The organism is Flavonifractor sp. An9 (assembly GCF_002161245.1).
Lineage (GTDB): Bacteria > Bacillota > Clostridia > Oscillospirales > Oscillospiraceae > Flavonifractor > Flavonifractor avicola.
The window spans coordinates 29614-52247 of sequence record NZ_NFHC01000006.1 but is presented as its reverse complement, the minus strand read 5'-3'; the positions used below and the strand labels follow the sequence as shown (position 1 = coordinate 52247).

Genomic DNA, 22634 nt, shown 5'->3' with positions numbered 1-22634 from the left:
CTCACACAAGGGGGAAGATGATATGCTGGATAACATTTTTGATCTGGTGTCCGATCTGATTGGAGAAGACAATGTCAATCAGTTGACTGGAAAGCGACTGCCGGGCGGGAACCAGATGCGGAAACCGGTGAAACAAAGACCGGCCACCAGCCGGCCGGCGTCTCGCACATCGGCGGAGCAGACCAAGCTGACCGCCCGCCGGGACCGGCGGGGAGGAGAAGATCCCTGGGACTGGAAAGAGGAGAAGCCGCCCTGGGAGTTTTGAGGTGATAGTATGCTGGATCTGGACCTTTTGTTTCAGAAATCCGATTTGATCCCCGTCATCATCCAGGACGCGGATACCAAAGATATTTTGATGCTGGGCTTTACCAACAAAGAGGCGGTAGAGCTGACCTTAAAGACCAAGACCGCCTGGTTCTGGTCCCGCAGCCGCCAGAAACTGTGGAATAAGGGCGAGAGTTCGGGCCACTTCCTCCATGTGAAGAAGATGGTTACCGACTGTGACACCGACACCCTGCTCTATCTCTGCACCCCGGAGGGCCCCACCTGCCATACCGGAGCACGCAGCTGCTTTTTTAACACGATTTGGGAGGAAACACCATGAGCGATACCATTTTACAGGACCTGTACCAGGTGGTGCTGGGCCGCAAGAGCGATCCCCAGGAGGGGTCCTACACCTGCTACCTGTTTGATAAGGGCCTGGACAAAATCCTGAAGAAGGTGGGGGAAGAGTGCTCCGAGACCATCATTGCCGCCAAGAACGGCAAGCAGGAGGAGACGGTGGGAGAGATTTCCGACCTCATCTACCACCTGATGGTGATGATGGCCGACCAGAACATCCCTCTGGACGCGGTGCTGGCCGAATTGGAGCGTCGGAGTCATAAGATCGGCAATCTGAAACAGATGAAGACAGTGGACCACGAGACCTGAGAAAAGAGCGGGGTCGATGCAGAGGAAAACTCTGCATCGACCCTATTTCTTTTACAGAAATAGCTGCAGTAGTCTATTTCTGCCCGTAGGTGACGAACAGCGTATATAGACGGCTGATGGTATTCCAGCTGTCCTGATCCAGTACGCCGGTCTGGGGCCGGCCGTCCAACTGCTGGACCCAGCGGATATTATGCTGAGTGGCGGTGTCGTTCTGGCCGGTGACCGGGGTGGACTGGATGCCATTGAGGAGGCGGGCCAGTGCCCGGAACATGGACTGCACCAGATAGAGGTGGACGCTGTCCTGGTCAGGCTGAACGGAAAAATCACAGTTGGGGTAGCCGCGGCAGGGGAGAGGCCCGGCCAGCCTGGCTCTGGCCTGCAAGAAGAGGGCTACGATGGCCTCCCAGGTGGCCTGGTCCACCCGACCGGTGACCGGCGGGAAGAATTCTCGCTGAAAGAGCATGACGGCCTCCAGGGTGCGCTCCCCAAAGACCCCATCAGGAGTGAGGCGGGGGAGGAAGTCGTAGAGGAAGGACAGCTCCCGCAGCATGGTTTGCAGGCTGCGGACCGGCTGGCCGATCAGTCGGATCTCTTGGGGCACGATCATTGGGTTACTCCTCTCTCATCGGCGGAACCCAGGGTCATGGGCTGGCCGGGATACTGAGTCAGGCCGGTGGCCTGACTTTCGGGCAGGTCGGGGCGGAATTGCTCCGGGATCACGTTGGTATAGGTCTCCACCGTGTCCGCGATACCGGCATAGAGCCGGTAGAGGGCGGCCCAGGTCTGTGGACCCATGATACCGTCCTGGGGCAGGCCGGCCATGCGCTGAACCGCGATGACAGCGTTTTTTGTGGCGGGACCGTAGATGCCGTCGATGGCCACCCGGGGGATATTGCTGTAGAACTCCGACACTACCGACAGCACATATTGTACGGTTCGTACCGAATCGCCTCTGGCGCCCTCGGCCAGCACGTTGGGGAAGGGCTGGCTTCCGCTGCCGGGGTAATAGGTCTGCCCCTGACTGATGAGCTCTGCCAGATCCAGCACCCCTACATAGAGAAACACCATCTTGTACCAGGTGGAGTTGCCCACGATACCGTCGGGGGTCAGGTCAAAGATGGACTGGAATTTCTCTACCGCTGCCTCCGTAGTGGGACCAAAAACCCCGTCCACCGGGTAGACCTTGGGTATGGCTGGGTAGTCCCGGGAGATACGGTTGAGCATGACCTGGATGCGCTGGACCGCCTCGCCTCTGTCTCCCCGGCGGATAGGATAGCCGGGGTAGGAGTAGCGGATGCCCTGGACCGGGGCGTTGGTCACCAGCTCAATGTTATCGCCGTAGTAGGAGCGCAGGATGGTCATATAGTCCGCCCCCTGTTCCGCCATGGCCTGGCTGCCCCACTGGGACAGCCCGTCGCAGGTGACGGTGGTGCCGTTGCAGAATTTGGCGGCCAGAGGCTCTACAAAGCCGATGCGCCGTATGTAGGAGTTGAACATCTCATCCACCAGCTGGCTGATATTTTCAAAGATGTTACGGCCCTTGATAAATTTCTGGTCGTAGGCGGTGGAGGAGGTGATATTGAAGGGGTAGCCCCGGCTGGGATAGAACTCGGTGTATACCCGGTTAAGTGCGAAAGAGATGATGGCCAGGATGTTGGCCTGGAGGGCGGCGGGCTCCCAGGTGGGGTAGATCTCGCTGGAGGCCACGTTTTTCACATACTCCGGAAAGGATACCGTCACATTCTCCGCGCTGGAGCCCGGCGGGCCCAGATGGACGGTGATGTATTGCGGCACATAGGGGGTAATGGGCAGCGATTCTGGCATGGTATCCCTCCTTTACAGATTCTGAGGCGGTACGTTGACCGGGTCCTCCGGCAGCAGAATGGCAGACTGCTCCGGCAGAGGGATGAGCTCCAGCTCCTGCAAGGTCTGGGTGCCGGCAAAGATCTGGACGTTCTCCACCACCAGCAGTTCATAGCCCGGGGTCTCAGCCCAGATATCACACACGGCAAAGGGAGTGACGGTGCCGGGAGACTCGCTGGCTGAGGCGTCAGGCGTTTCTACCTGAACCGGTGTGGTGCGGCCATTGGCGTCGGTGACCCGCAGGGCCAGCAGGGTGTGGCGTCCTTCGGTGCCCCGCTGGGTAAAAGCTACGGTGGCGCCTGCCACCGGGATCTGGGCCCGGGACGTAAATACCCGGGTCAGAATGGTTCCTGTTGCGGCCAAGTTGCATTCCTCCTTTTCTTTCCACTCTATGCCGTCAACGGAGGAATTGCCCGTGAGGCGTTGACATCGGGGCCGGTTTTGAGTAAACTGAATAGGAAAGATATCCTCTGGAACGAGTGTGATGGCGCATGAGAAAGCAAAAGGTGTCCAGTGCGGTGATTCGGCGGCTGCCCCGGTATTACCGCCATTTGACGGACCTGCATACGGCCGGTGTGGAGCGTATTTCATCCAGTGCTCTGGGCCGCTCCATGGGATTGACAGCCTCCCAGATCCGGCAGGATCTGTCCTGCTTTGGGGAATTTGGCCAGCAGGGATATGGTTATAACGTGGAGAAACTGCGGGATGAGATCTCTGATATCCTGGGTATGAACCGGGGACATACGGCGGTTATTCTGGGCGCGGGCAATCTGGGCCGGGCCCTGATGGAGAACTTCCACTTTGAGCGCTCGGGTGTGGCGCTGGCCGCGGCCTTTGACGTGGCCCCGGAGATCGTGGGCCAGACTCGCTCTGGCGTGCCCATTTATCATGTGGATCGGCTGGAGGAGTATCTGGTGGAGCATCCGGCCAGCATCGGTGTATTGACCGTGCCCCGGAGCGTTGCCAATACCACCGCCAGTCGACTGGTGCGAGCCGGTGTACGGGGTATCTGGAATTTTACTAACAGCGAGCTGACGGTGGAGGCGCCGGGCGTGGTCATTGAAGATGTTCACTTTGCGGACAGCCTGTTGGCCCTCAGCTATATGATCTCGGAGGACGCATGAAAAAAGCAGCGGCAATCTTGCTTGCCGGGGTGATCCTGGTGAGCTGCGGGGCGGTGGTAGCCGCCGACCAGTCTTTGGTGAGCAAAAGTTATGTAAATGGTACGTTTACCGATGAGGCCCTGAAGCAGGCGGAGCAGCGGGTGGAGGAATTGACGGCACCTGTCTATCATCAGGCGCTGAACCAACTCAACAGCGAGCATTCCGCATATTTGGCCCAAGCAGGCGGAACGTCCGGACTCAATGACCTGCGCTTTAAAAAGGGCGATGTGCTGACCCTTACCTCCGGCTCCGGTGTGATGCTGCTGGCAGGAAGTGCTACGGCCTCCGGTGGCGTGCTGGTGGATACAACGGCAGGCAATACGGTGGCCTCCGGCAGTGGCCTGACTGCCCGCCACCGCTGTCTGGCAGGGGAGAGCGCCGCTGTGGCGGTGACTGTGACCTCTGATACTGCAGTCCTCTGTCTGGAGGGAAGCTATACCCTCTCCGCCAGCGGAAACGTAGATTATAACGCGATGGCTGACGGTCTGACTAAGATGGGTCTTCTGAAGGGCACCGGCGCCACCTACGGCTCCGGCTATGAGCTGGAGCGCCAGCCGGTCCGGGTGGAGGGCCTGGTCATGTTCATTCGCCTGTTGGGGGAGGAACAGGCCGCCCTGTCCAGTACGGCAACCAATCCCTTTGTGGACAGCCCCAGTTGGGCCGACCGCTATCTGGCCTATGCCTATGAAAAGGGCTACACTACCGGCATTGGTACCAACGCCGCCGGTCAGCTGGTCTTTGCCCCCAACAACACCATTACGGCAGGGGAGTATATGACCTTTGTGCTCCGGGCGCTGGGTTATTCCGAGACTGGCACCAATCCTGACTTTACCTGGCAGACTGCCATGGAGGCGGGGGTAACGCTGGGTGCCATCCGTCAGAGTGAACGCACCATGCTGGAGAGCGGCACCTTCCTGCGGGCCCAGGTAGTCTATCTGTCGGTGTGCGCCCTCTCTGCTCCCACCAAGGACGGCGGAATCCTGCTGGACCGCACTGCCTCCAACGGCGGGTATGACAAGGCCACCATGCAGACCGTGCTGAACGAGGTTTCCGCCCTGCGTCTGAGTTAAATGCACAACACAAAAAACGCGAGCCGTAAGGCTCGCGTTTTTTATTACATCTTGGCGGTGCGCATGGCCCGCATGGCGTTGAGAATGGCGATAACAGAGACTCCAACATCTGCAAAGACGGCCTCCCACAGATTGGCCAGACCCAGAGCACTGAGCACCAGCACAAGCAGTTTTACCCCCAGAGCAAACACGATGTTCTGACGGACAATAGCCAGAGTGCGGCGGGCGATGGCAATGGCCTGAGCCAGCTTGGAGGGCTTGTCATCCATGAGGACGATGTCTGCCGCCTCGATGGCAGCGTCGGAACCCAGGGCGCCCATGGCAATGCCCACATCCGCCCGGGAAAGGACGGGGGCGTCGTTGATGCCGTCTCCCACGAAGGCCAGGGCCCCCTTGGGGGATACCTCTTTCAGCAGTCCCTCTACCCGGTCTACCTTGTCAGTGGGGAGGAGCTGGGTGTGGACCTCATCCAGCCCCAGCTGGGCGGCTACCGCCTTGCCAACCTGCTTGGCATCGCCGGTGAGCATCACAGTTTTGCGTACTCCTGCCGCTTTCAGTGCGGTGATGGCCTGTTGGGCGTCCGGCTTTACCTGGTCGGAGATGACGATGTGCCCCAGATAGACCCCGTCGGCGGCCACATGGACCGTGGTGCCCACATGGTGGCAGGGGTGCCAGGTGACGCCGATCTCATCCATCAGCTTGTCGTTGCCGGCGCAGATCACCTTGCCGTCCACCATGGCGCGGACGCCCCGGCCGGACAGCTCTTCCGCCTGAGTGACCCGGCTGCGGTCGGGCAGCTGGCCCCAGGCCTCCAGCAGAGAGCGGGAGATGGGATGATCAGAGGAGACCTCCGCCAGGGCGGCCAGCTCCAGCAGCTGGCTCTGGTCACAGTGATCGGGATGAATGGCGGTGACGTTAAAGACTCCTTGGGTCAGGGTGCCGGTCTTGTCAAAGACCACGATCTCCGTTTTGGCCAGCACCTCCAGGTAGTTGCCTCCTTTGACCAGAATACCGGCCCGGGAGGCCCCGCCGATGCCGCCGAAGAAGGAGAGCGGCACCGAGATCACCAGGGCGCAGGGGCAGGATACTACCAGGAAATTGAGCGCCCGCTGAATGGAATCCAGCCAGCTCACCTGGGTGAAGAGGGGAGGCAGGAGGGCCAGAGCCACGGCAGCCAGCACCACAATGGGGGTATAGTACCGGGCAAACCGGGTGATGAAGTGCTCTGCCTTGGCCTTTTTGCTGCTGGCATTCTCCACCAGGTCCAGGATCTTGGATACAGTGGACTCCTCAAAAGCCTTGGTGACCTGAACCTTCAGCAGGCCGGACAGGTTGACACAGCCGGAGACCACATCGTCGCCGGGCTGGACCCGGCGGGGGAGGGACTCGCCGGTGAGGGCGGCGGTGTCCAGGGTGGAGGTTCCCTCCAACACCACGCCGTCCAGGGGAATCCGCTCCCCAGCCTTGATTACAATGGCGTCTCCCACAGATACTTCCTCAGGGTCCACCTGCTGCAGCTGGCCGTCCACCTCGATGTTGGCGTAGTCAGGCCGGATATCCATCAGAGCGGCGATGGAGGTGCGAGACCGGTTGACCGCATAGCTCTGGAACCACTCTCCAACCTGATAGAACAGCATAACAAAGACGGCCTCCGGGTATTCGCCGATGGCAAGTGCGCCGATGGTGGCCAGGGCCATAAGGAAGTTCTCGTCAAATACCTGCCCGTGGGCGATGTTGCGCACCGCCCGCCACAGCACATCCCAGCCGATGACGGCGTAGGGGACCAGAAAGACCGCCAGTTCCGCCCAGCCGGACAGGGGAAGCAGTACAGCCCCAACAAACAGCACCCCGCTGGCCAGAATGCGGATGAGCATCCGCTTTTGCTTTTTGGTCATGATCCATCTCTCCTTTGCACACAGATGACAGGATCAGAACACAATGGTGCAGTCGGGCTCCACCTTTTTGCAGACCTTGGCGGCCTGCTGGAGGATCTCGTCGAACCGGGCGTCGTCGGCGTCCAGGGTCAGTTTCTGGGTCATAAAGCTGACGGTGGCGCTGTTCACCCCGTCCAGCTTGCGAATGGCGTCCTCCATCTTGGCGGCGCAGTTGGCGCAGTCCAGATCTCTCAGCTTGAATGACTTTCTCATCGTAAAACTCCTCTCATTCCGCAATGTGTTCCATGCCCTGGCCCAGAATGGTGCGGACATGGCCGTCCGCCAGGGAGTAAAACACGGTCTTGCCCTCCCGGCGGTATTTCACCAGTTTGCTCTGCTTCAAAGCCCGCAGCTGATGGGAGATGGCGGACTGGGTCATGCCCAGCAGCTTGGCGATGTCGCACACGCACATCTCCGACTCAAAAAGCACATACAGGATCTTGATGCGGGTAGAATCCCCAAAGATCTTAAACAGCTCTGCCAGATCGTAGAGGATCTCATCTTCCGGCATGGTGCGCTCCACTTTATCCACGATCTCCTGGTGGACGTGGCTGTAATCGCACCGTTCCACGCCGTTGCTGTCTGTCATGGCGACCATCCTTTCTAATAACGTATGAGCTATTGTTCATGTGTTATTATATACTTGCTCGGCAGGATGTCAAGAGGGAATGGAAGTTTTTCTTGCGATGGGGCTCGGGCGGGGGTATGATGGGGGAGAGAACAGGCCCTTGGGGCCGGAAGGGACGGATAGATATGAAGCGAGATGATGGACGGGATGTGGGCCTGGAGGCCCTGGACCGGTGCGAATATATGGTGTTGGCGGTAAACGACGTTGAGGGGCTGCCCTATTGTATGCCGCTTAACGGCGTTCGGGTGGGGGAGGCGGTCTATTTTCACTCCAGGCTGGGGGGAGAAAAGCTGGACTGCCTGAGACTCCACCCCCAGGTCTGCCTGACGGCTGTAGGCCATCAGCGGGTGGTACAGGCGGCCTACGAGACGGAGTTCACCAGCGCCGTAGCCCGTGGGACCGCCCATGAGGTGACCGACCCGGAGGAGCAGAAGGCAGCTCTGCGGGCCATCTGCAAAAAATATGCCCCCGACTGCCCGGAACGGGTGGAGGAGGTCATTGAGAAGCACCTGCCCCGCACCGCGGTGTGGCGGATTGATTTGGAGCAGGTCAGTGGACGGGAACGACTTTGTAAGGAATGAAAAAAGGGGCGCCGCGAGATACGCGGCGCCCCTTTTGTGTACGAATGCTTATTTATACTTGTAGAATCCCTCACCGGCGTTGATGCCCAGCTTACCGGTGTCAATGTACTCTTCTTTCAGCCGCTTGGCCATTTTGCCGTAGGTGGTATTGGGGTCGGCGGCAGCAGGGTTGTTGGTGAGGATATTGTAGGCCGTGGTGATACCCACGATGTCCAGGATGCGGAAGGGGCCCATGGGGGCGCCGGTAGCCAGCACCCAGGTCTTGTCGATGGTCTCGAAGTCGGCGATATCCTCCGCCCACAGGCTCTGGGCTGCCATCAGGAAGGGGACCAGCATGGAGTTGAGCAGGTAGCCGTTTTTTTCCTTCTTCAGACGCAGGGGCACCATGCTGATATCCGCGGCAAACTGGGCAACTTCTTCGTAAGCGGCCGGGTCGGTGCCGGGGTGGCCCATGACCTCCGCGGTGTTCTGCTTCCAGATGTTGTTGGCAAAGTGGAGCGCCAGGTACTTCTCCGGCCGGCCGGTATACTGGGCCAGGGAAGAGGGGAGCAGGGTGGAGGTATTGGTGGCCAGGATGGTTTTTTCCGGCAGCAGAGGAGCCAGTTTCTGATAGAATTCGATCTTTTCCTGGGGAACCTCTGCCAGGGCCTCAATGACCAGGTCGGCGTCCTTCACCGCCCCGGCCAGGTCGGTGGTCAGGGTCAGGCCGGTCAAAGCTGCGTCCGCCTGGGCGATCAGCCCGTCGATCTCCTCCGGAGTGTAGGTGCGGCTGTTGTCCAGCAGACCGGGACTATAGGGGCCAGGGGTGGACTTGGCGGCAGTGAGTTCCGCCACATAGATGTCGTGAAGCCTCTGCAGCTTGGGCTGGGCCCGGCCGATGGAGGCATCGCTCCTCAGCCAGATGGTGACGTGAAAGCCTTTGTAGGCGGTCTGGTAGGCAATTTGACTGCCCAGCACGCCGCCGCCGATGAGAACCACATTCTGAATGCTCATTGCGCTGCCTCCTGTTAAAAAATTCACGTTTATATAATGAACTAAATAGTTTAGCTAATGATAGTATAATACAATAACGGTGTTTTGTCAACGCTGTTCCGCTCAAAAGGCAAAAAAACAGGCAAACTGACGCCTATAGCAGTGCGCCTGTTTTTTATTCATCACAATGGGCTGTCAGCTCTCCTGAGGTCACTCCAGCATCCGCTTCAGATACTGCCCGGTGTAGGAGGCGGGGCACTGGGCCACCGCCTCGGGGGTACCGGTCGCAACAATAGTACCGCCGCCGGAGCCGCCCTCGGGGCCCAGATCAATGACGTGGTCGGCAGTCTTGATCACGTCCAGATTGTGCTCGATGACCACCACGGTGTTGCCCGCGTCCACCAGCTTCTGAAGTACCTCGATCAGCTTATGCACATCGGCGGTGTGAAGGCCGGTGGTGGGCTCATCCAGGATATAGATGGTCTTGCCGGTGGAGCGCTTGGCCAGCTCAGTGGCCAGCTTGACACGCTGGGCCTCGCCTCCGGACAGCTCGGTGGAGGGCTGGCCCAGCTTTACATAGCTGAGACCCACCTCGTAGAGGGTCTGGAGCTTGTTGTACAGCCGGGGCAGGTGCTCGAAGAAGGGGAGGGCCTCCTCCACCGTCATATCCAGCACCTCATAGATGTTCTTGCCCTTGTAGCGTACCTCCAGGGTTTCCCGGTTGTACCGCTTTCCCTTACATACCTCGCAGGGGACGTAGATATCAGGAAGGAAGTGCATCTCGATCTTGATGAGACCGTCGCCCTGGCAGGCCTCGCACCGTCCGCCCCGGACATTGAAGGAGAACCGGCCGGGGCCGTAACCTCTGGCCTTGGCGTCGGGGGTGGAGGCGAACAGGTCCCGGATGTCGTTGAAGAGGCCGGTGTAGGTGGCCGGATTGGACCGGGGGGTGCGGCCGATGGGGGACTGGTCGATGGCAATGATTTTGTCCAGATATTCCTCGCCTTCGATGGACTGGTGCTTGCCGGGGCGGGTTTTGGCCCGGTTCAGGTCGGCGGCCAGCCGCTTATAGAGGATCTCGTTGACCAGGGAGGATTTGCCGGAGCCGGACACGCCGGTGACACAGGTGAAGGTACCCAGAGGAATGGACACATCCACATTTTGCAGGTTGTTCTCCGCCGCGCCCTTGACCGTGAGGAAGTGGCCGTTACCGGTCCGCCGCTCCGCCGGAACGGGGATTTTCTTCCGGCCGGACAGGTAGTCACCGGTGATGGAGCCGGGGGTATTCATCACCTCTTCGGCGGTGCCGCAGGCCACCACCTGGCCGCCATGGACGCCTGCGCCGGGGCCAATATCCACGATATAGTCGGCCTGACGCATGGTATCCTCGTCGTGTTCCACCACAAGCAGGGTGTTGCCCAGGTCACGCAGGTGCTTGAGTGTGGCCAGCAGCTTGTCGTTGTCCCGCTGGTGCAGGCCGATGGAGGGCTCGTCCAGGATGTAGAGCACCCCCATCAGGGAGGAGCCGATCTGAGTGGCCAGGCGGATACGCTGGCTCTCACCGCCGGACAGAGTGGCTGCGGCCCGGCTCAGGGTCAGATATTGCAGGCCCACGCTCTGGAGGAAACCCAGACGATTCTTAATCTCCTTCAGGATGCGGTCGGCGATGAGCATTTTCTGATCGGAGAGCTCCAGGTGGTCCACAAAGTCCAGTGCTTCGGTCACAGACTTGCGGCAGAAGGTGTCGATGTTGATGCCCCCCACGGTGACAGCCAGAGCCTCCTTCCGCAGGCGCTTGCCGCCGCAGTCGGGGCAGGGGCGTTCGCCCATGCAGTCCTCCAGATCCCGGCGCATGGCGTCGGACTGGGTCTCCTTATAACGGCGTTCCAGGTTGTTGATGATGCCCTCAAAGGGCTGCATCAGGGTGCCGTGGCCGTTTTCCCGCTCATAGGTCAGCTTCAGCTTTTCCCCCCTGGTGCCGTAGAGAATGATATCCATGATCTCTGCCGACAGGTCTTTGATAGGGGTGGTCAGCTTGAAGTTGTACTTCTTGGACAGAGCCTCAAAATACATCCGGGAGATGGAGTCCCCCTTGATGTTGTTCCAGCCGGAGGCGGTGATGGCCCCCTCCAGAATGGACAGTTCTTTGTTGGGGATGATGAGGTCCGGGTCCACCTTCAGCTGAGAGCCCAGGCCGGTACAGGTGGGGCAGGCGCCGAAGGGGTTGTTGAAGGAGAACATACGGGGGGACAGCTCCTCGATGGAGATGCCGCAGTCCTCACAGGCGTAATTCTGGGAGAACATGATATCCCGGTCCTCGCCTACGATGTTGATGACAACCAGACCGCCGGCCAGGTTAGAGGCCACCTCCACCGAGTCAGTGAGCCGGCGGGCGATATCCTCTTTGATGACCAGCCGGTCCACCACAATCTCGATGTTGTGCTTCTTGTTCTTGTCCAGCTCGATCTCTTCCGTCAGGTCGTACAGGGAGCCGTCCACCCGGCAGCGGACGTAGCCCGACTTGCGGGCGTCCTCCAGCAGCTTCTGGTGGGTGCCCTTCTTGCCGCGGACCACCGGGGCCATGACCTGAATGCGGGTGGCCTCGGGCAGCTCCAGCACCTGGTCAATGATCTGGTCGATGGTCTGCTGCTTAATCTCCTTGCCGCACTTGGGGCAGTGGGGGGTGCCTACCCGGGCCCACAGCAGACGGAGGTAGTCATAAATTTCGGTGACGGTGCCCACGGTGGACCGGGGGTTTTTGGAGGTGGTCTTCTGGTCGATGGAGATGGCGGGGGAGAGACCGTCGATGTAATCCACGTCAGGCTTCTCCATCTGCCCCAGAAACATCCGGGCATAGGAGGACAGGGACTCCACATAGCGGCGCTGTCCCTCGGCATAGATGGTGTCAAAGGCCAGAGAGGACTTGCCCGAGCCGGACAGGCCGGTGAGCACCACCAGCTTGTCACGGGGGATGTCCACATCGATGTTTTTCAGATTATTGGCGCGAGCGCCTTTGACGGAAATATGGTCGAGCATGGTTCAGGTACTCCTTTGGAGGGAAAAGATCAATAGCCGAACAGATCGGCCACCTTGGTCAGCATATCACGGATAGGCAGGTTGTAGGGGCAGCGCTTCTCGCAGGCGCCGCACTGGACGCAGGAGCCGGCGTGGTACTGCATGGCGTCGTACCGGGCCTTGGCCCAGTCGGCCAGGCCGTATTTGCGGGCATAGTTGGCCATCAGGAAGCAGTTGGGGATGCTGATGCCGTTGGGGCAGGGGGCGCAGTAGTTGCAGCGGCGGCAGAACTCGTTGCCCAGCTCCTTGCGGATGCGGTCGCACTCGGCCAGCTCCTCCTGGGTGAGAGGGGAGAAGTGCCCGGCGGCCTCGGCGTTGCGGTCGGCCTCCTCAGGGGAGCCCATACCGGGGATGGAAATATCAATGACGCCCGAGGCGGCAATGAACCGCAGAGCCAGGTTCCAGTCGTCCAGATTGCCGCCGGCCATGGGCTTCATGGCAATGGTGCCGATATCCATCTCCTTGGCCTTCTTCAATACCTCATGGCCGTGGATCTCCACGATGTTGTAGGGGAACATGATGGTTTCAATCTTGTCGCCGTGGAGCTCGATCATCTTCTTCAACGCATCCACGTTGTGGGCGGTGACGCCAAGGTGACCGATCTTACCGGCGGCCTTGGCCTCCTCCAGCGCCTCCCAGGCACCGCCTTCGCCAAACACCTTGTCAATCTCGGCCTCGGGCAGGTTGTGGATCTGATATACATCGATGTAGTCGGTGCGCAGGTTTTTCAGGCTGATGTCGATATCCTTGGCCATGGACTCTTTGTCACGGGCCATGGATTTGGTAGCCAGGATGAACTTGTCCCGGCGGCCCTCCAGGGCGGCGCCCAGATACTCTTCGGACACGGTGTAGCCACGGGCGGTGTCGATGTAGTTCATGCCGTACTGCTCCAGCTTGTCCACTACCGCCTTAGTATTGGCGGCGTCGGAGCGCTGGATGGGAATGCCGCCGAAGGAAACCTGGGCGGCTTTAAGTCCAGTTTTACCAAGTGTGACGTAATTCATGACAAAAACCTCACTTTGTATGATGTTTGGTCAGTTAATGATAACGAGTCCCGCGATAAACAGGCCGAGGGAGAGAAGTGTAAATGCGATCCAGCTGAAGATACGGGAAAAAATCTCCCAGTCAGAGGGCTCGGCATACTCCGGGTTCCGGATGCGGAAGGATAGGTCCCACCGGAACAGGGTGTCGTCGAACCTGATGAGCAGAGCGGCAATTCCAGCCGTCAAAAGCCCAAAGAACCAGTACATCAGGCTGCCCCGGTGGGTGTCCGCTTGGGGTAGCTGGGAGAATCGGATGAGGGTGGACAGGCTGGGCCGGTGTGGGTCCACCACATTGCCGTCTGCGTCGTGTTCGACACCGTTCACCGAGTAGGTGACATGAAAGAGGTCGGAATCAGGCTCGCCGTCCTCCCGTATAAACAGAAACAGATCTTCGGTGTATCCGCCCCGAAAAAGAATGCTGTCCTCCTCCCGGATCTCTACACCGATCAGGTCCAGGGACTCCCACTCTCCGCCTGGGGCGGCAGTGGGGTCTTCACGGACGGTATAGGGGCCGTAGACCGTGTCCCCCCAGTGGTAAGTGACGGTGTTTCCTTCTACCGTGAAGGAGGCACTCTGACCGTCCACTTTGGCGGAGTACACTGTGGCGCCGCGCTCGGAGTTGAGGAAGTAGAGGGCGTCCTGGTACTCCACGCCGTACCGGCGGCCAATAAAAAAATAGAGGACGGAAAAGACAGCGACAATAACGATCAAAACAATGGGCAGGATCTTTTTCAGCCGGTCGTACATGATAACAGCCCTCCTTGTAAGAGGTCACCCCTGGCCCCGCAGCTCGATGATACGGTCCCGGAGGATGGCGGCGTACTCGAATTCCAATCTCTTGGAAGCTTCTTTCATCTCCTTCTCCAGCTTGGCGATGGCGGCCTCCTTCTCCTTCTTGGACAGAGCCTTCTTGGAGTGGGGCAGCTCGCCTTTGTCCTCGGACAGGTCGATGACGTCCCGCACCGACTTGATGACAGTCTTGGGCACGATGCCGTGGGCCTGGTTGAAGGCGTCCTGCTTGGCCCGGCGGCGCTCGGTCTCGTCCATGGCACGGCGCATGGAGGGGGTGATGGAGTCGGCGTACATGACCACCAGACCCTGGGCGTTTCGGGCGGCACGGCCGATGGTCTGGATGAGGGAGGTCTCGGAGCGGAGGAAGCCCTCCTTGTCGGCGTCCAGAATGGCCACCAGAGAGACCTCCGGCAGGTCCAGACCTTCGCGCAGCAGGTTGATGCCCACCAGCACGTCGAAGGTGCCCAGCCGCAGGTCCCGGATGATCTCCATCCGCTCGATGGTGTCGATATCGTGGTGCATATACCGCACCTTGATGCCGGCATTGGTGAGATAGGCGGTGAGATCCTCCGCCATCTTCTTGGTGAGGGTGGTGACCAGCACCCGCTCCTTCCGGGCGGTGCGGTCGTTGATCTCCCCAATGAGGTCGTCGATCTGGCCCTCCACCGGGCGCACCTCGATCCTGGGGTCCAGCAGGCCGGTGGGACGGATGACCTGCTCCACGATCTGGCCTGACCGCTCCCGCTCGTACTCGCCGGGGGTGGCGGACACATAGACCACCTGATTGAGGCGTTTCTGGAACTCCTCAAACTTCAGAGGCCGGTTGTCAAAGGCGCAGGGGAGACGGAAGCCGTAGTCCACCAGGGAGGTCTTTCGGGCGCGGTCACCGTTGTACATGGCCCGCACCTGGGGGAGGGTCACGTGGCTCTCGTCGATGAAGAGGACAAAATCCTTGGGGAAGTAGTCCAGCAGGGTGTGGGGGGGCGACCCGGCGGGGCGGCCCTCAATGACCCGGCTGTAGTTCTCGATACCGGTGCAGTAGCCCAGCTCCTGCATCATCTCCACGTCGTACATGGTGCGCTGCTTGATGCGCTGGGCCTCGATAAGCTTGCCCTCCCGCTCGAAGAAGGCCACACGCTCCTCCAGTTCCTTATAGATCTCCTGAATGGCGGCGTCCATTTTTTCCTTGGGGGTGACGTAGTGGGTGGCAGGCCAGATGGGGATGGTGTTGAGCCGCCGGATGGGGGAGCCGGTGACCACGTTGATCTCGCTGATGCGGTCGATCTCGTCGCCAAAAAACTCCACCCGGATGGCGGAGTCCTTCCAGTAGGCGGGGAAGATCTCCACCGTGTCCCCGCGGACCCGGAACATATTGCGCTCAAAGGCGATGTCGTTGCGCTCATAGCGGATGGCCACCAGCTTTTTCAGCAGCTCGTCCCGCTCCATCTGAGCGCCCACCCGGAGGGAGACCATCATTTTGGCGAAGTCCTCCGGCTCGCCCAGGCCGTAGATACAGGACACCGAGGACACCACGATCACGTCCCGCCGCTCCATCAGGGAGGCGGTGGCCGCCAGCCGCAGCCGGTCAATCTCCTCGTTCACCGCAGAGTCCTTTTCAATAAAGGTATCGGTATGGGGGATATAGGCCTCGGGCTGGTAGTAGTCGTAGTAGGACACGAAATACTCCACCGCGTTGTTGGGGAAGAACTCCTTGAACTCGGCGCACAGCTGGGCGGCCAGGGTCTTGTTGTGGGCCAGCACCAGGGTGGGCCGCTGGACCGCCTCGATGACCTTGGCCATGGTGAAGGTCTTGCCCGAACCGGTGACGCCCAGCAGGGTTTGCTCATCCAACCCGTTTTCGATGCCTGCCGCCAGGGCGGCAATGGCCTCGGGCTGATCGCCTGCCGGCTGATATTCGCTGACCACTTCAAATTTAGGCATACCATCACCTCTCAGACACATTGTATCAGAACATCAGTTCCATTGCAACGATGAATCGAAAGAATGTTCTTATGGCCGGTAGAAGCCGCTGTCCCGGAGGGACACCATATCGTCGTCCACGAAAATCAGGTGGTCCACCAACTCCACACCCATCCGGGCCAGGAAGGGGGCCAGACTTTCCGTGGTGGCGATATCGTCGCCGGAGGGGAAGGCAATCCCGGAGACGTGATTGTGAGCCAGCACCACCGCCGCGGCATTGAGGGAGAGGGCGGCCTCAGCGATGAGCCGGGTGGTAATGTTGACGGCGTTTACATTGCCCTCGCCCAGCTTGCGGATACCCAGCACCTTGCCCTTACCGTCCATGCACAGCAGGCAGAGCTGCTCGTTGCGGGCGCCGAAGAAGTAGGGCTGGAGCAGGGCAAAATAGTCTCTGGTGTTCCGGGCAATGTCGTCCATCTGGGTGCGGGCGGTGAGATAGCGGCCGGACAATTCCTTGGCGGCTTTGAACAGAACGGCGGCGTGTTCGCCAATACCTTTGACCTTTTGCAGCTCCTCTGGTGTTGCGTCCAGTACCCCAGCCAGAGAGCCGAAATGATTCAGAAGCTCATGGGCCAGGGGATTGGTATCGCTGCGGGGATTGGCGTAGAACAGGAGCAATTCCAGCAGCTTGTGGTCGGGAAAGGAGTCCGGCCGGGCCAGAAATTCAGTTTTTAACCGCTGACGGTGGCCGTCATGGGTTCCCATGGCCGGACTCCTCCTTTATATGTTTAGGCCTTGGCGCCGTACTGAGCCAGATAGGCTTCCATTTTGCTCTTCATCTCGTCGTCAATGTAGACCTTGCCGTCGATCTCCTTATTGTGGAGGAAGGAAATGATCTCCTTGACGGTGACGATGGGGTAGACGGCGATGCCGTAGTCCTCCCGCAGCTCGTCCAGGGTAGAGCAGTCCTTGGTGCCACGCTCCATGCGGTCCACGGACACGATGAGGGCCTTCATGTTCACGTTGGCCACGTGTTTGAAGAGCTCAATGGTCTCACGCACGGCGGTACCGGCGGTAACCACGTCCTCCACGATGACCACGTCGTCTCCGTCCTGAGGCTTGTAGCCCACCATGGAGCCGCCCTCGCCGTGGTCCTTGGCCTCCTTGCGGTTGAAGCAGTAGGGCAGGTCCCGCTCATAGTTGCGGTACAGGGAGGCAGCGGCGGTGACAGCCAGAGGGATGCCCTTGTAGGCGGGGCCAAACAGGCAGGTCACGCCCTCGGGCAGGTTCTCCTGGATGCAGGCGGCGTAGTAGTCGCCCAGCTTGGCAGCCTGAGCGCCGGTCTTGTAGTTGCCGGTGTTGATGAAATAGGGGGTCTTGCGGCCGGACTTGGTGGTGAAGTCGCCGAAGGTGAGCACGCCGGAGCGCACCATGAAGGTGATGAATTCTTCTTTGTAGGTCATGTGAAAAACCTCTCTTCTCAAAATAGTCAAAATATTATACCACTGATGAAGGAACTGGACAAGGGCCTGCGCCGTCCAAAGAAAAGATGGTTTTAGGAAATTTTAATTGTTCTTTTTCCCGCCAATATGATACAATACAGAAACTGACGCAAGCGAGGTGTTCTCTTTTGGAATTGCTGCAATGGCTGACGTCCACCAATCTGGGCGAAATGTTTTTTACCATGCTGGTGTCCATGGTGCCTATCATTGAGCTGCGGGGCGGCGTGCCCTTCGGTACCGCTCTGGGCCTGCCTCCGGGACAGGCGCTGGTGGCCTCGATTATTGGCAATATGATCCCCATCCCCTTTATTATCGTTTATATCCGGCGGATTTTTCTATGGATGCGCCGGAAATCCCCCAAGCTCAATTCCCTGGTGGACAAGCTGGAAAAAAAGGCCCACCTGAAGGGGCAGAAGGTGACCAAATATAAATATATCGGTCTGTGGATATTTGTGGCTATCCCCCTGCCGGGCACCGGCGCCTGGACCGGCGCCCTGGCGGCCGCCTTCCTGGATATGCCTTTGCGGAAAGCGCTGCCCTCCATTTTCCTGGGTGTGGTCACCGCCGGGCTGATCATGACCTTTGCCACCGGCATTGTGGTCTCCACCGTAGGGAGCTGAGTCCCTTCTTCCGCCCCGTGCATAGGATGGGGCGGAGGTGAAGGGTTTGGACGGAATCTTACAGGCCGTATTGGCCCTGCTGGCGGCCATCGGCCTTCTGGCCCTGGGCTGGGTGCTGTTTGGATGGCTGCTTGCTCCGGCGGAAGGGGCCGGCCCGGTCTACGCCGTAGTCCCGGCGGCGGGGGAGGGCGCTCATCTGGAGCAGGATGTAAAGCGGCTGCTGTGGCTGCGGGGGCGGCAGAAAAAGGGGTTTACCATCGTGATCGCCGACGGCGGACTGGACCCGGCGGGAAAGGCGGTGGCTGCCGCCCTGCTCACCGGCGCCACTGGCGTGGTGGTCTGTCCTGCCGGGCGGCTGAGCGAGTACATCACAGAGAAATAGCATTCGACAAATCCGCCTGCGGATGGTATCATATTCTCCAAGCGACACAAGGAGGGGCAGCCATGCAGGAGGAGTCACAGGATTATATGCAGGGCACCGTGTCGGCCGTGATCTACCAGAACGAGGAGAACGGCTACACGGTGCTTCGTCTTGACGTCGGGGATGGTGCTCTGGTCACGGTGGTGGGCTGTATGCCGGGGGTGGCCCCTGGAGAGAGTATCTCGGTCCAGGGCAGTTGGACCCGCCACGCCTCCTACGGCGAGCAGTTCAAGGCTGAGACAGTGGAGCGGCGTCTGCCCGCCGGGGCCAAGGCCATCTTCGACTACCTGTCCTCGGGGGCGGTGCGGGGCATCGGCGCCGCTACCGCCCGGCGGATGATCGAGGAGTTTGGGGAGGACGCCCTCACCGTGCTGGAGGAGCACCCGGAGCAGCTTACCCGCATCAAGGGTATCACCCGCAAGAAGGCCCTGACCATCGGGGAGCACTTCCGGCTTCAGATGGGGATGCGGCGGCTGCTGGCCTTTCTGGGAGAGCATGAGGTGCCCCTCCAGCTGGCCATGCCGCTGTACCGCCGGTACGGGGACCGGGCCCTGGAGGTCATCCGGGGCAATCCCTATCTGATGGTGGACGAGAAGCTGGGGGTGGACTTCTCCACAGCCGACGCCCTGGCCCTGTCCATGGGTATGGAGGGGGACGATCCTCAACGCATTGAGGCCGCCCTTCTTTTTGAACTAACCTATAATCTGGATAACGGCCATGCCTTTTTGCCCCGGCGCAAGCTGCTCCTGGCCACCGGCCAGCTCATCGGCGTGGAGGGGGAGAGCCTGGAGGATGCCTTGGAGACCCTGCTGGAGCGGGGCGAGGTGATCCAGGAGCCGGTGGCAGGGGAGGAGGCCGTCTACCTCCAGGCCCTGTGCGAGGCCGAGCAGTATGTGGCCTGGCGGCTCACAGAGATGTCCCGGGGTGAGCTCACCGCCCCCCACGGCCTGGATGAACTCATCGACCGTATCCAGGACGGCCAGGGCATCGTGTACGCACCCCAGCAGCGGGAGGCGGTGGCCCTGGCGGCCACCAGCCAGGTGATGCTCCTCACCGGCGGCCCCGGCACCGGCAAGACCACCTCCCTGCGGGGGGTTTTGGCCCTCTTTGACCAGCTGGGGCTGGAGACCGCCCTGGCCGCCCCCACCGGCCGGGCCGCCAAGCGGCTGGGAGAGCTGTGCGGGGCGGAGGGATATACCATCCACCGGCTGCTGGAGACCCAGTACGACCCCCGCTCCGGCAAGCTGATCTTCGCCCACGACGAGAGCGATCCCCTGAAGGCGGACGCCGTCATCGTGGACGAGACCTCCATGGTGGACATCGTGCTGATGCAGGGGCTGCTGGCCGCCCTGCGGGACGACTGCCGCCTGATCCTGGTGGGGGACCCGGACCAGCTGCCCAGCGTGGGCCCCGGCAATCTGTTTTCCGATCTGATCCGCAGCGGAGCCATCCCTATGGTGCGGCTCACCGAGATTTTCCGGCAGGCCGCCGAGAGTGCCATCGTCCGCAACGCCCACGGAGTAAACCGGGGCCAGCTGCCCGACCTGAAGGACCGGGAGCATGACTTCTTCTTCCTGCGCCGGAAGGACCCGGCCCGGGCGGCTGAGACCATTGTGGAGCTGATCCAGACCCGGCTGCCCAACAATATGGGCATTCCCGCCGATCAAATCCAGGTGCTCTCTCCCACCCGCAAGCGGGTCACCGGCACTGCCTCTCTCAACCGGGCCATTCAGGAGGCGGTGAATCCCGCCCAGCCAGACAAGCCGGAGAAGCGGTTCGGGGAGTATGTGTTCCGCCAGGGTGACCGGGTCATGCAGGTACGCAACAACTACGATGTGATCTGGCACGACGGTTCCGACAGCGGCATGGGCATTTTTAACGGAGATATCGGCACCATTACCCGGGTGGACAACCGGGAGGGCACCCTCACTGTAGATTTTGAGGGCAGGGTGGTGGAGTACACCCAGGATATGCTGGTAGAACTGGAGCCCGCTTATGCCATTACCGTACACAAGGCCCAGGGCAGCGAGTACCGGGCGGTGATCCTGGCGGTGAGCGAGGGGGCCCCCATGCTGCTCACCAGGGGAGTGCTGTACACCGCCATCACCCGGGCCCGGGAACTGCTCATCCTGGTGGGGGATGAGGAAGTGGTGGCCACCATGACCGCCAACGACCGCCAGCAGCGGCGGTACTCCGGCCTGCGATGGCGGCTGGTGCAGATGAAAGAATAATAAAAAAGGTCCTCTTCCCAGTGGGGAAGAGGACCTTTTTGCAATATAATTTACTTGGTGCCAAAGATGCGGTCGCCGGCATCGCCCAGACCGGGAACGATGTAGCCGTGCTCGTTCAGCTTCTCATCCAGAGCGGCGCAGTAGATGTCCACATCGGGATGATCGTGATGGACCCGCTCGATGCCCTCGGGGGCGGCGATGATGTTCATCAGCTTGATGTGCTTGACCTCATAGTTCTTGATGAACTGGATAGCAGCGGAGGCGGAGCCGCCGGTGGCCAGCATGGGATCCAGAATGATAACCTCGCGCTCGGCGATGTCGTTGGGCATCTTGCAGTAATACTCCACAGGCTCCAGAGTATCGGGGTCACGGTACAGACCGATGTGGCCCACCTTGGCGGAGGGGATCAGGGTCAGGATGCCGTCCACCATACCCAGGCCGGCCCGCAGAACAGGAACGATGGCCAGCTTCTTGCCGGCGATGGTCTTGAACTTGCCGGTGGTGATGGGGGTCTTGATCTCTACCTCCTCCATGGGCAGGTCGCGGGTGGCCTCATAGCACATGAGGGTGGCGATCTCAGAGACGACCTGACGGAAGTCCCTGACGCCGGTGGTCTCATCCCGGAGGATAGACAGCTTGTGCTGCAGGAGAGGATGATCGAGAATGTGTACTTTTTCCATATCCATGGCGCTATTCCCCTTTGTTTTGTTCTTTTGCCAGCCGCTCCCGTTCAGCCTGGGAGAGCCGGTGATAGTCGGGCGCCAGACCCGCCGCGTCGGTGAGCAGGCCCTGCCGGGCAAGCTCCAGACCGCACCGGGCCACGCCCCACGCGCTCTGGAATTGCAGATGGGGGGGCGCCAGGCGGACGTCCAGCCCCAGCCCTTTGAGGGTAGTATAGCATAAAACCGCGCCGTCTCCAACCAGTAATTGCGTTTTTCCGCTGTTTTTTAATTCCGCCCCCAGCTCCTCCAGGGAAATGGCACGGTCGGGAGTCAGGCGCTCCAGCGTTTCACCGTTACTGGCAAAGCGGGCGTTGTACACCTGATGCCGCCGGGCGTCCATGACGGCGCAGATCTCCAGCCCGGTGTGGGCCAGGTTCCAGGCCATGGATTCCAGGGTGGAGCAGGCGGCGCAGGGCTTGCTGCCTGGCCAGGCCAGGCCCTTGGCGGCGGCTACGCCGATGCGCAGGCCGGTAAAGGAGCCGGGGCCCGCCGCTACGGCGATGACGTCCACATCCTCCAGAGTAAGGCCGCACCCGGAGAGCAGGGAAGTGGTCATGGGCATCAGGGTGACCGAATGGGTCAGGCCGTTGTTCTGATAGGATTGGGCAATGAGCTTTTCATCCTCGCACAGCGCCGCCGAGCAGGCGGTGGCGGAGGATTCCAGAGCCAGTATTTTCATGGTTGGGGACCTCCCGTAATGGTGATGATGCGCTGGTCGTCGTGCTCGCCCCGGCGGATGTCCACCCGGATGGTATCCTCCTCCAGCGCATCGGCGATGTTTTCGCTCCACTCCACGGCGCATACGCCGCCCCGGGCCAGGTAGTCCTCCCAGCCGATGTCGAAGAGCTCGTCTGAAGAGCCCAGCCGGTACATATCAAAGTGGAACAGGGGCAGACGCCCGCCCTCGTACTCATTGACAATGGTAAAGGTGGGGCTGGTCACCCGCTCCTCCACCCCAAGGCCGCGGGCAAGACCTCGGGTAAAGGCGGTCTTGCCCGCCCCCAGATCGCCGGTAAAGGCGATGACGCTCCCCGGATTCAGCCGGGCGGCCAGAGCAGCGCCTGCGGCCTCGGTCTCAGCAGGGGAGTTGGTTATAATTTCCATATAGCACCTCTTCAAAATGTGAAGATTCTGACAAGATTATAACACACCTGTTTACCAAACGCA

Annotated in this window: 25 protein-coding genes; 9 read left to right on the top strand and 16 right to left on the bottom strand. The window is 60.4% G+C overall.

The window, feature by feature from the left end:
* The first annotated feature begins 22 nt into the window (after positions 1-22).
* Genes B5G40_RS06025 through hisE form a run of 3 tightly spaced genes read left to right on the top strand, consistent with a single transcriptional unit; the run spans position 23 to position 930 of the window.
* Positions 23-265: a hypothetical protein gene (locus tag B5G40_RS06025; protein ID WP_087330508.1), complete on the top strand. Its 243-nt coding sequence runs from the start codon at positions 23-25 to the stop codon at positions 263-265.
* 9 nt (positions 266-274) lie between these two features.
* Positions 275-604, top strand: coding sequence for a phosphoribosyl-AMP cyclohydrolase (gene hisI / locus B5G40_RS06020; RefSeq protein WP_087330507.1), 330 nt, complete (start codon positions 275-277; stop codon positions 602-604).
* Positions 601-930, top strand: a complete 330-nt coding sequence (gene hisE / locus B5G40_RS06015) for a phosphoribosyl-ATP diphosphatase (RefSeq protein ID WP_087188008.1) — start codon at positions 601-603, stop codon at positions 928-930. Before hisI ends, hisE begins: the two co-directional genes overlap by 4 nt.
* A 73-nt stretch (positions 931-1003) precedes the next feature.
* Here hisE and B5G40_RS06010 read toward each other — a convergent pair whose 3' ends face one another.
* From B5G40_RS06010 to B5G40_RS06000, 3 genes are read right to left on the bottom strand one after another with little or no spacing between them, the layout of a single operon-like run.
* Positions 1004-1537, bottom strand: a complete 534-nt coding sequence (locus tag B5G40_RS06010; protein WP_242959279.1) for a peptidoglycan-binding domain-containing protein — start codon at positions 1535-1537, stop codon at positions 1004-1006.
* Entirely contained in the window at positions 1534-2754 is a 1221-nt protein-coding gene (locus B5G40_RS06005) for a peptidoglycan-binding protein (protein WP_087330505.1), read from the bottom strand. The genes B5G40_RS06010 and B5G40_RS06005 overlap by 4 nt, the downstream gene beginning before the upstream one ends.
* Positions 2755-2766: 12 nt before the next feature.
* A complete protein-coding gene (locus B5G40_RS06000; protein WP_087330503.1) occupies positions 2767-3156 on the bottom strand; it encodes a spore cortex-lytic protein in 390 nt (129 codons plus the stop codon).
* 128 nt (positions 3157-3284) lie between these two features.
* Between B5G40_RS06000 and B5G40_RS05995 the strand changes: the two genes are divergently transcribed.
* Complete coding sequence (locus tag B5G40_RS05995; RefSeq protein WP_087188013.1) at positions 3285-3917, top strand: redox-sensing transcriptional repressor Rex; 633 nt, start codon at positions 3285-3287, stop codon at positions 3915-3917.
* On the top strand, positions 3914-5026 hold the full coding sequence (locus tag B5G40_RS05990) for an S-layer homology domain-containing protein (RefSeq protein ID WP_087399057.1): 1113 nt from the start codon (positions 3914-3916) through the stop codon (positions 5024-5026). The genes B5G40_RS05995 and B5G40_RS05990 overlap by 4 nt, the downstream gene beginning before the upstream one ends.
* Positions 5027-5070: 44 nt before the next feature.
* On the opposite strand, the gene B5G40_RS05985 is transcribed toward B5G40_RS05990, so the two are convergent.
* The 3 genes from B5G40_RS05985 to B5G40_RS05975 are packed head-to-tail and all read right to left on the bottom strand — an operon-like array spanning position 5071 to position 7549.
* Positions 5071-6921, bottom strand: a complete 1851-nt coding sequence (locus B5G40_RS05985) for a heavy metal translocating P-type ATPase (protein ID WP_087399056.1) — start codon at positions 6919-6921, stop codon at positions 5071-5073.
* Positions 6922-6954: 33 nt separating this feature from the next.
* Entirely contained in the window at positions 6955-7173 is a 219-nt protein-coding gene (locus B5G40_RS05980) for a cation transporter (protein ID WP_087390245.1), read from the bottom strand.
* 13 nt (positions 7174-7186) lie between these two features.
* The gene (locus tag B5G40_RS05975; RefSeq protein WP_087266504.1) at positions 7187-7549 is read right to left on the bottom strand and encodes an ArsR/SmtB family transcription factor; all 363 of its coding nucleotides are present in this window, start codon (positions 7547-7549) and stop codon (positions 7187-7189) included.
* Positions 7550-7713: 164 nt separating this feature from the next.
* On the opposite strand from B5G40_RS05975, the gene B5G40_RS05970 reads away from it, so the two are divergent.
* Positions 7714-8169 carry a pyridoxamine 5'-phosphate oxidase family protein gene (locus tag B5G40_RS05970; RefSeq protein WP_087266502.1) on the top strand — a complete coding sequence of 152 codons (456 nt, stop codon included), beginning with the start codon at positions 7714-7716 and terminating at the stop codon, positions 8167-8169.
* Positions 8170-8217: 48 nt separating this feature from the next.
* Here the strand turns inward: B5G40_RS05970 and B5G40_RS05965 are convergent, their stop codons facing one another.
* From B5G40_RS05965 to pyrE, 7 genes are all read right to left on the bottom strand, one after another.
* Entirely contained in the window at positions 8218-9162 is a 945-nt protein-coding gene (locus B5G40_RS05965) for a 3-hydroxyacyl-CoA dehydrogenase (RefSeq protein ID WP_087328972.1), read from the bottom strand.
* A gap of 189 nt (positions 9163-9351) precedes the next feature.
* Positions 9352-12177, bottom strand: a complete 2826-nt coding sequence (uvrA, locus tag B5G40_RS05960) for an excinuclease ABC subunit UvrA (protein WP_087399055.1) — start codon at positions 12175-12177, stop codon at positions 9352-9354.
* A gap of 29 nt (positions 12178-12206) precedes the next feature.
* Positions 12207-13220, bottom strand: a complete 1014-nt coding sequence (locus tag B5G40_RS05955; RefSeq protein WP_087399054.1) for an aldo/keto reductase — start codon at positions 13218-13220, stop codon at positions 12207-12209.
* A 30-nt stretch (positions 13221-13250) separates the two neighbouring features.
* Positions 13251-14006, bottom strand: coding sequence for a hypothetical protein (locus tag B5G40_RS05950; RefSeq protein ID WP_087399053.1), 756 nt, complete (start codon positions 14004-14006; stop codon positions 13251-13253).
* A gap of 24 nt (positions 14007-14030) precedes the next feature.
* The gene (gene uvrB / locus B5G40_RS05945) at positions 14031-15992 is read right to left on the bottom strand and encodes an excinuclease ABC subunit UvrB (protein WP_087399052.1); all 1962 of its coding nucleotides are present in this window, start codon (positions 15990-15992) and stop codon (positions 14031-14033) included.
* A gap of 69 nt (positions 15993-16061) precedes the next feature.
* Complete coding sequence (gene radC, locus B5G40_RS05940) at positions 16062-16736, bottom strand: JAB domain-containing protein (protein WP_087399051.1); 675 nt, start codon at positions 16734-16736, stop codon at positions 16062-16064.
* A gap of 23 nt (positions 16737-16759) precedes the next feature.
* Positions 16760-17434, bottom strand: a complete 675-nt coding sequence (pyrE, locus tag B5G40_RS05935) for an orotate phosphoribosyltransferase (RefSeq protein WP_087188024.1) — start codon at positions 17432-17434, stop codon at positions 16760-16762.
* A gap of 167 nt (positions 17435-17601) precedes the next feature.
* Between pyrE and B5G40_RS05930 the strand changes: the two genes are divergently transcribed.
* From B5G40_RS05930 to B5G40_RS05920, 3 genes are all read left to right on the top strand, one after another.
* Complete coding sequence (locus B5G40_RS05930; RefSeq protein ID WP_343212801.1) at positions 17602-18093, top strand: COG2426 family protein; 492 nt, start codon at positions 17602-17604, stop codon at positions 18091-18093.
* Between the two features lie 46 nt (positions 18094-18139).
* Positions 18140-18475 (top strand): hypothetical protein, encoded by a 336-nt coding sequence (locus B5G40_RS05925; protein ID WP_087188025.1) that lies wholly within the window; start codon positions 18140-18142, stop codon positions 18473-18475.
* Between the two features lie 62 nt (positions 18476-18537).
* A complete protein-coding gene (locus B5G40_RS05920; protein ID WP_087399050.1) occupies positions 18538-20745 on the top strand; it encodes an SF1B family DNA helicase RecD2 in 2208 nt (735 codons plus the stop codon).
* Between the two features lie 50 nt (positions 20746-20795).
* Here the strand turns inward: B5G40_RS05920 and upp are convergent, their stop codons facing one another.
* From upp to tsaE, 3 genes are read right to left on the bottom strand one after another with little or no spacing between them, the layout of a single operon-like run.
* Positions 20796-21425 (bottom strand): uracil phosphoribosyltransferase, encoded by a 630-nt coding sequence (gene upp, locus B5G40_RS05915; protein WP_087188067.1) that lies wholly within the window; start codon positions 21423-21425, stop codon positions 20796-20798.
* Between the two features lie 10 nt (positions 21426-21435).
* The gene (tsaB, locus tag B5G40_RS05910) at positions 21436-22146 is read right to left on the bottom strand and encodes a tRNA (adenosine(37)-N6)-threonylcarbamoyltransferase complex dimerization subunit type 1 TsaB (RefSeq protein WP_087399049.1); all 711 of its coding nucleotides are present in this window, start codon (positions 22144-22146) and stop codon (positions 21436-21438) included.
* Complete coding sequence (gene tsaE, locus B5G40_RS05905) at positions 22143-22571, bottom strand: tRNA (adenosine(37)-N6)-threonylcarbamoyltransferase complex ATPase subunit type 1 TsaE (protein WP_087266478.1); 429 nt, start codon at positions 22569-22571, stop codon at positions 22143-22145. Before tsaE ends, tsaB begins: the two co-directional genes overlap by 4 nt.
* Positions 22572-22634 lie beyond the last annotated feature (63 nt).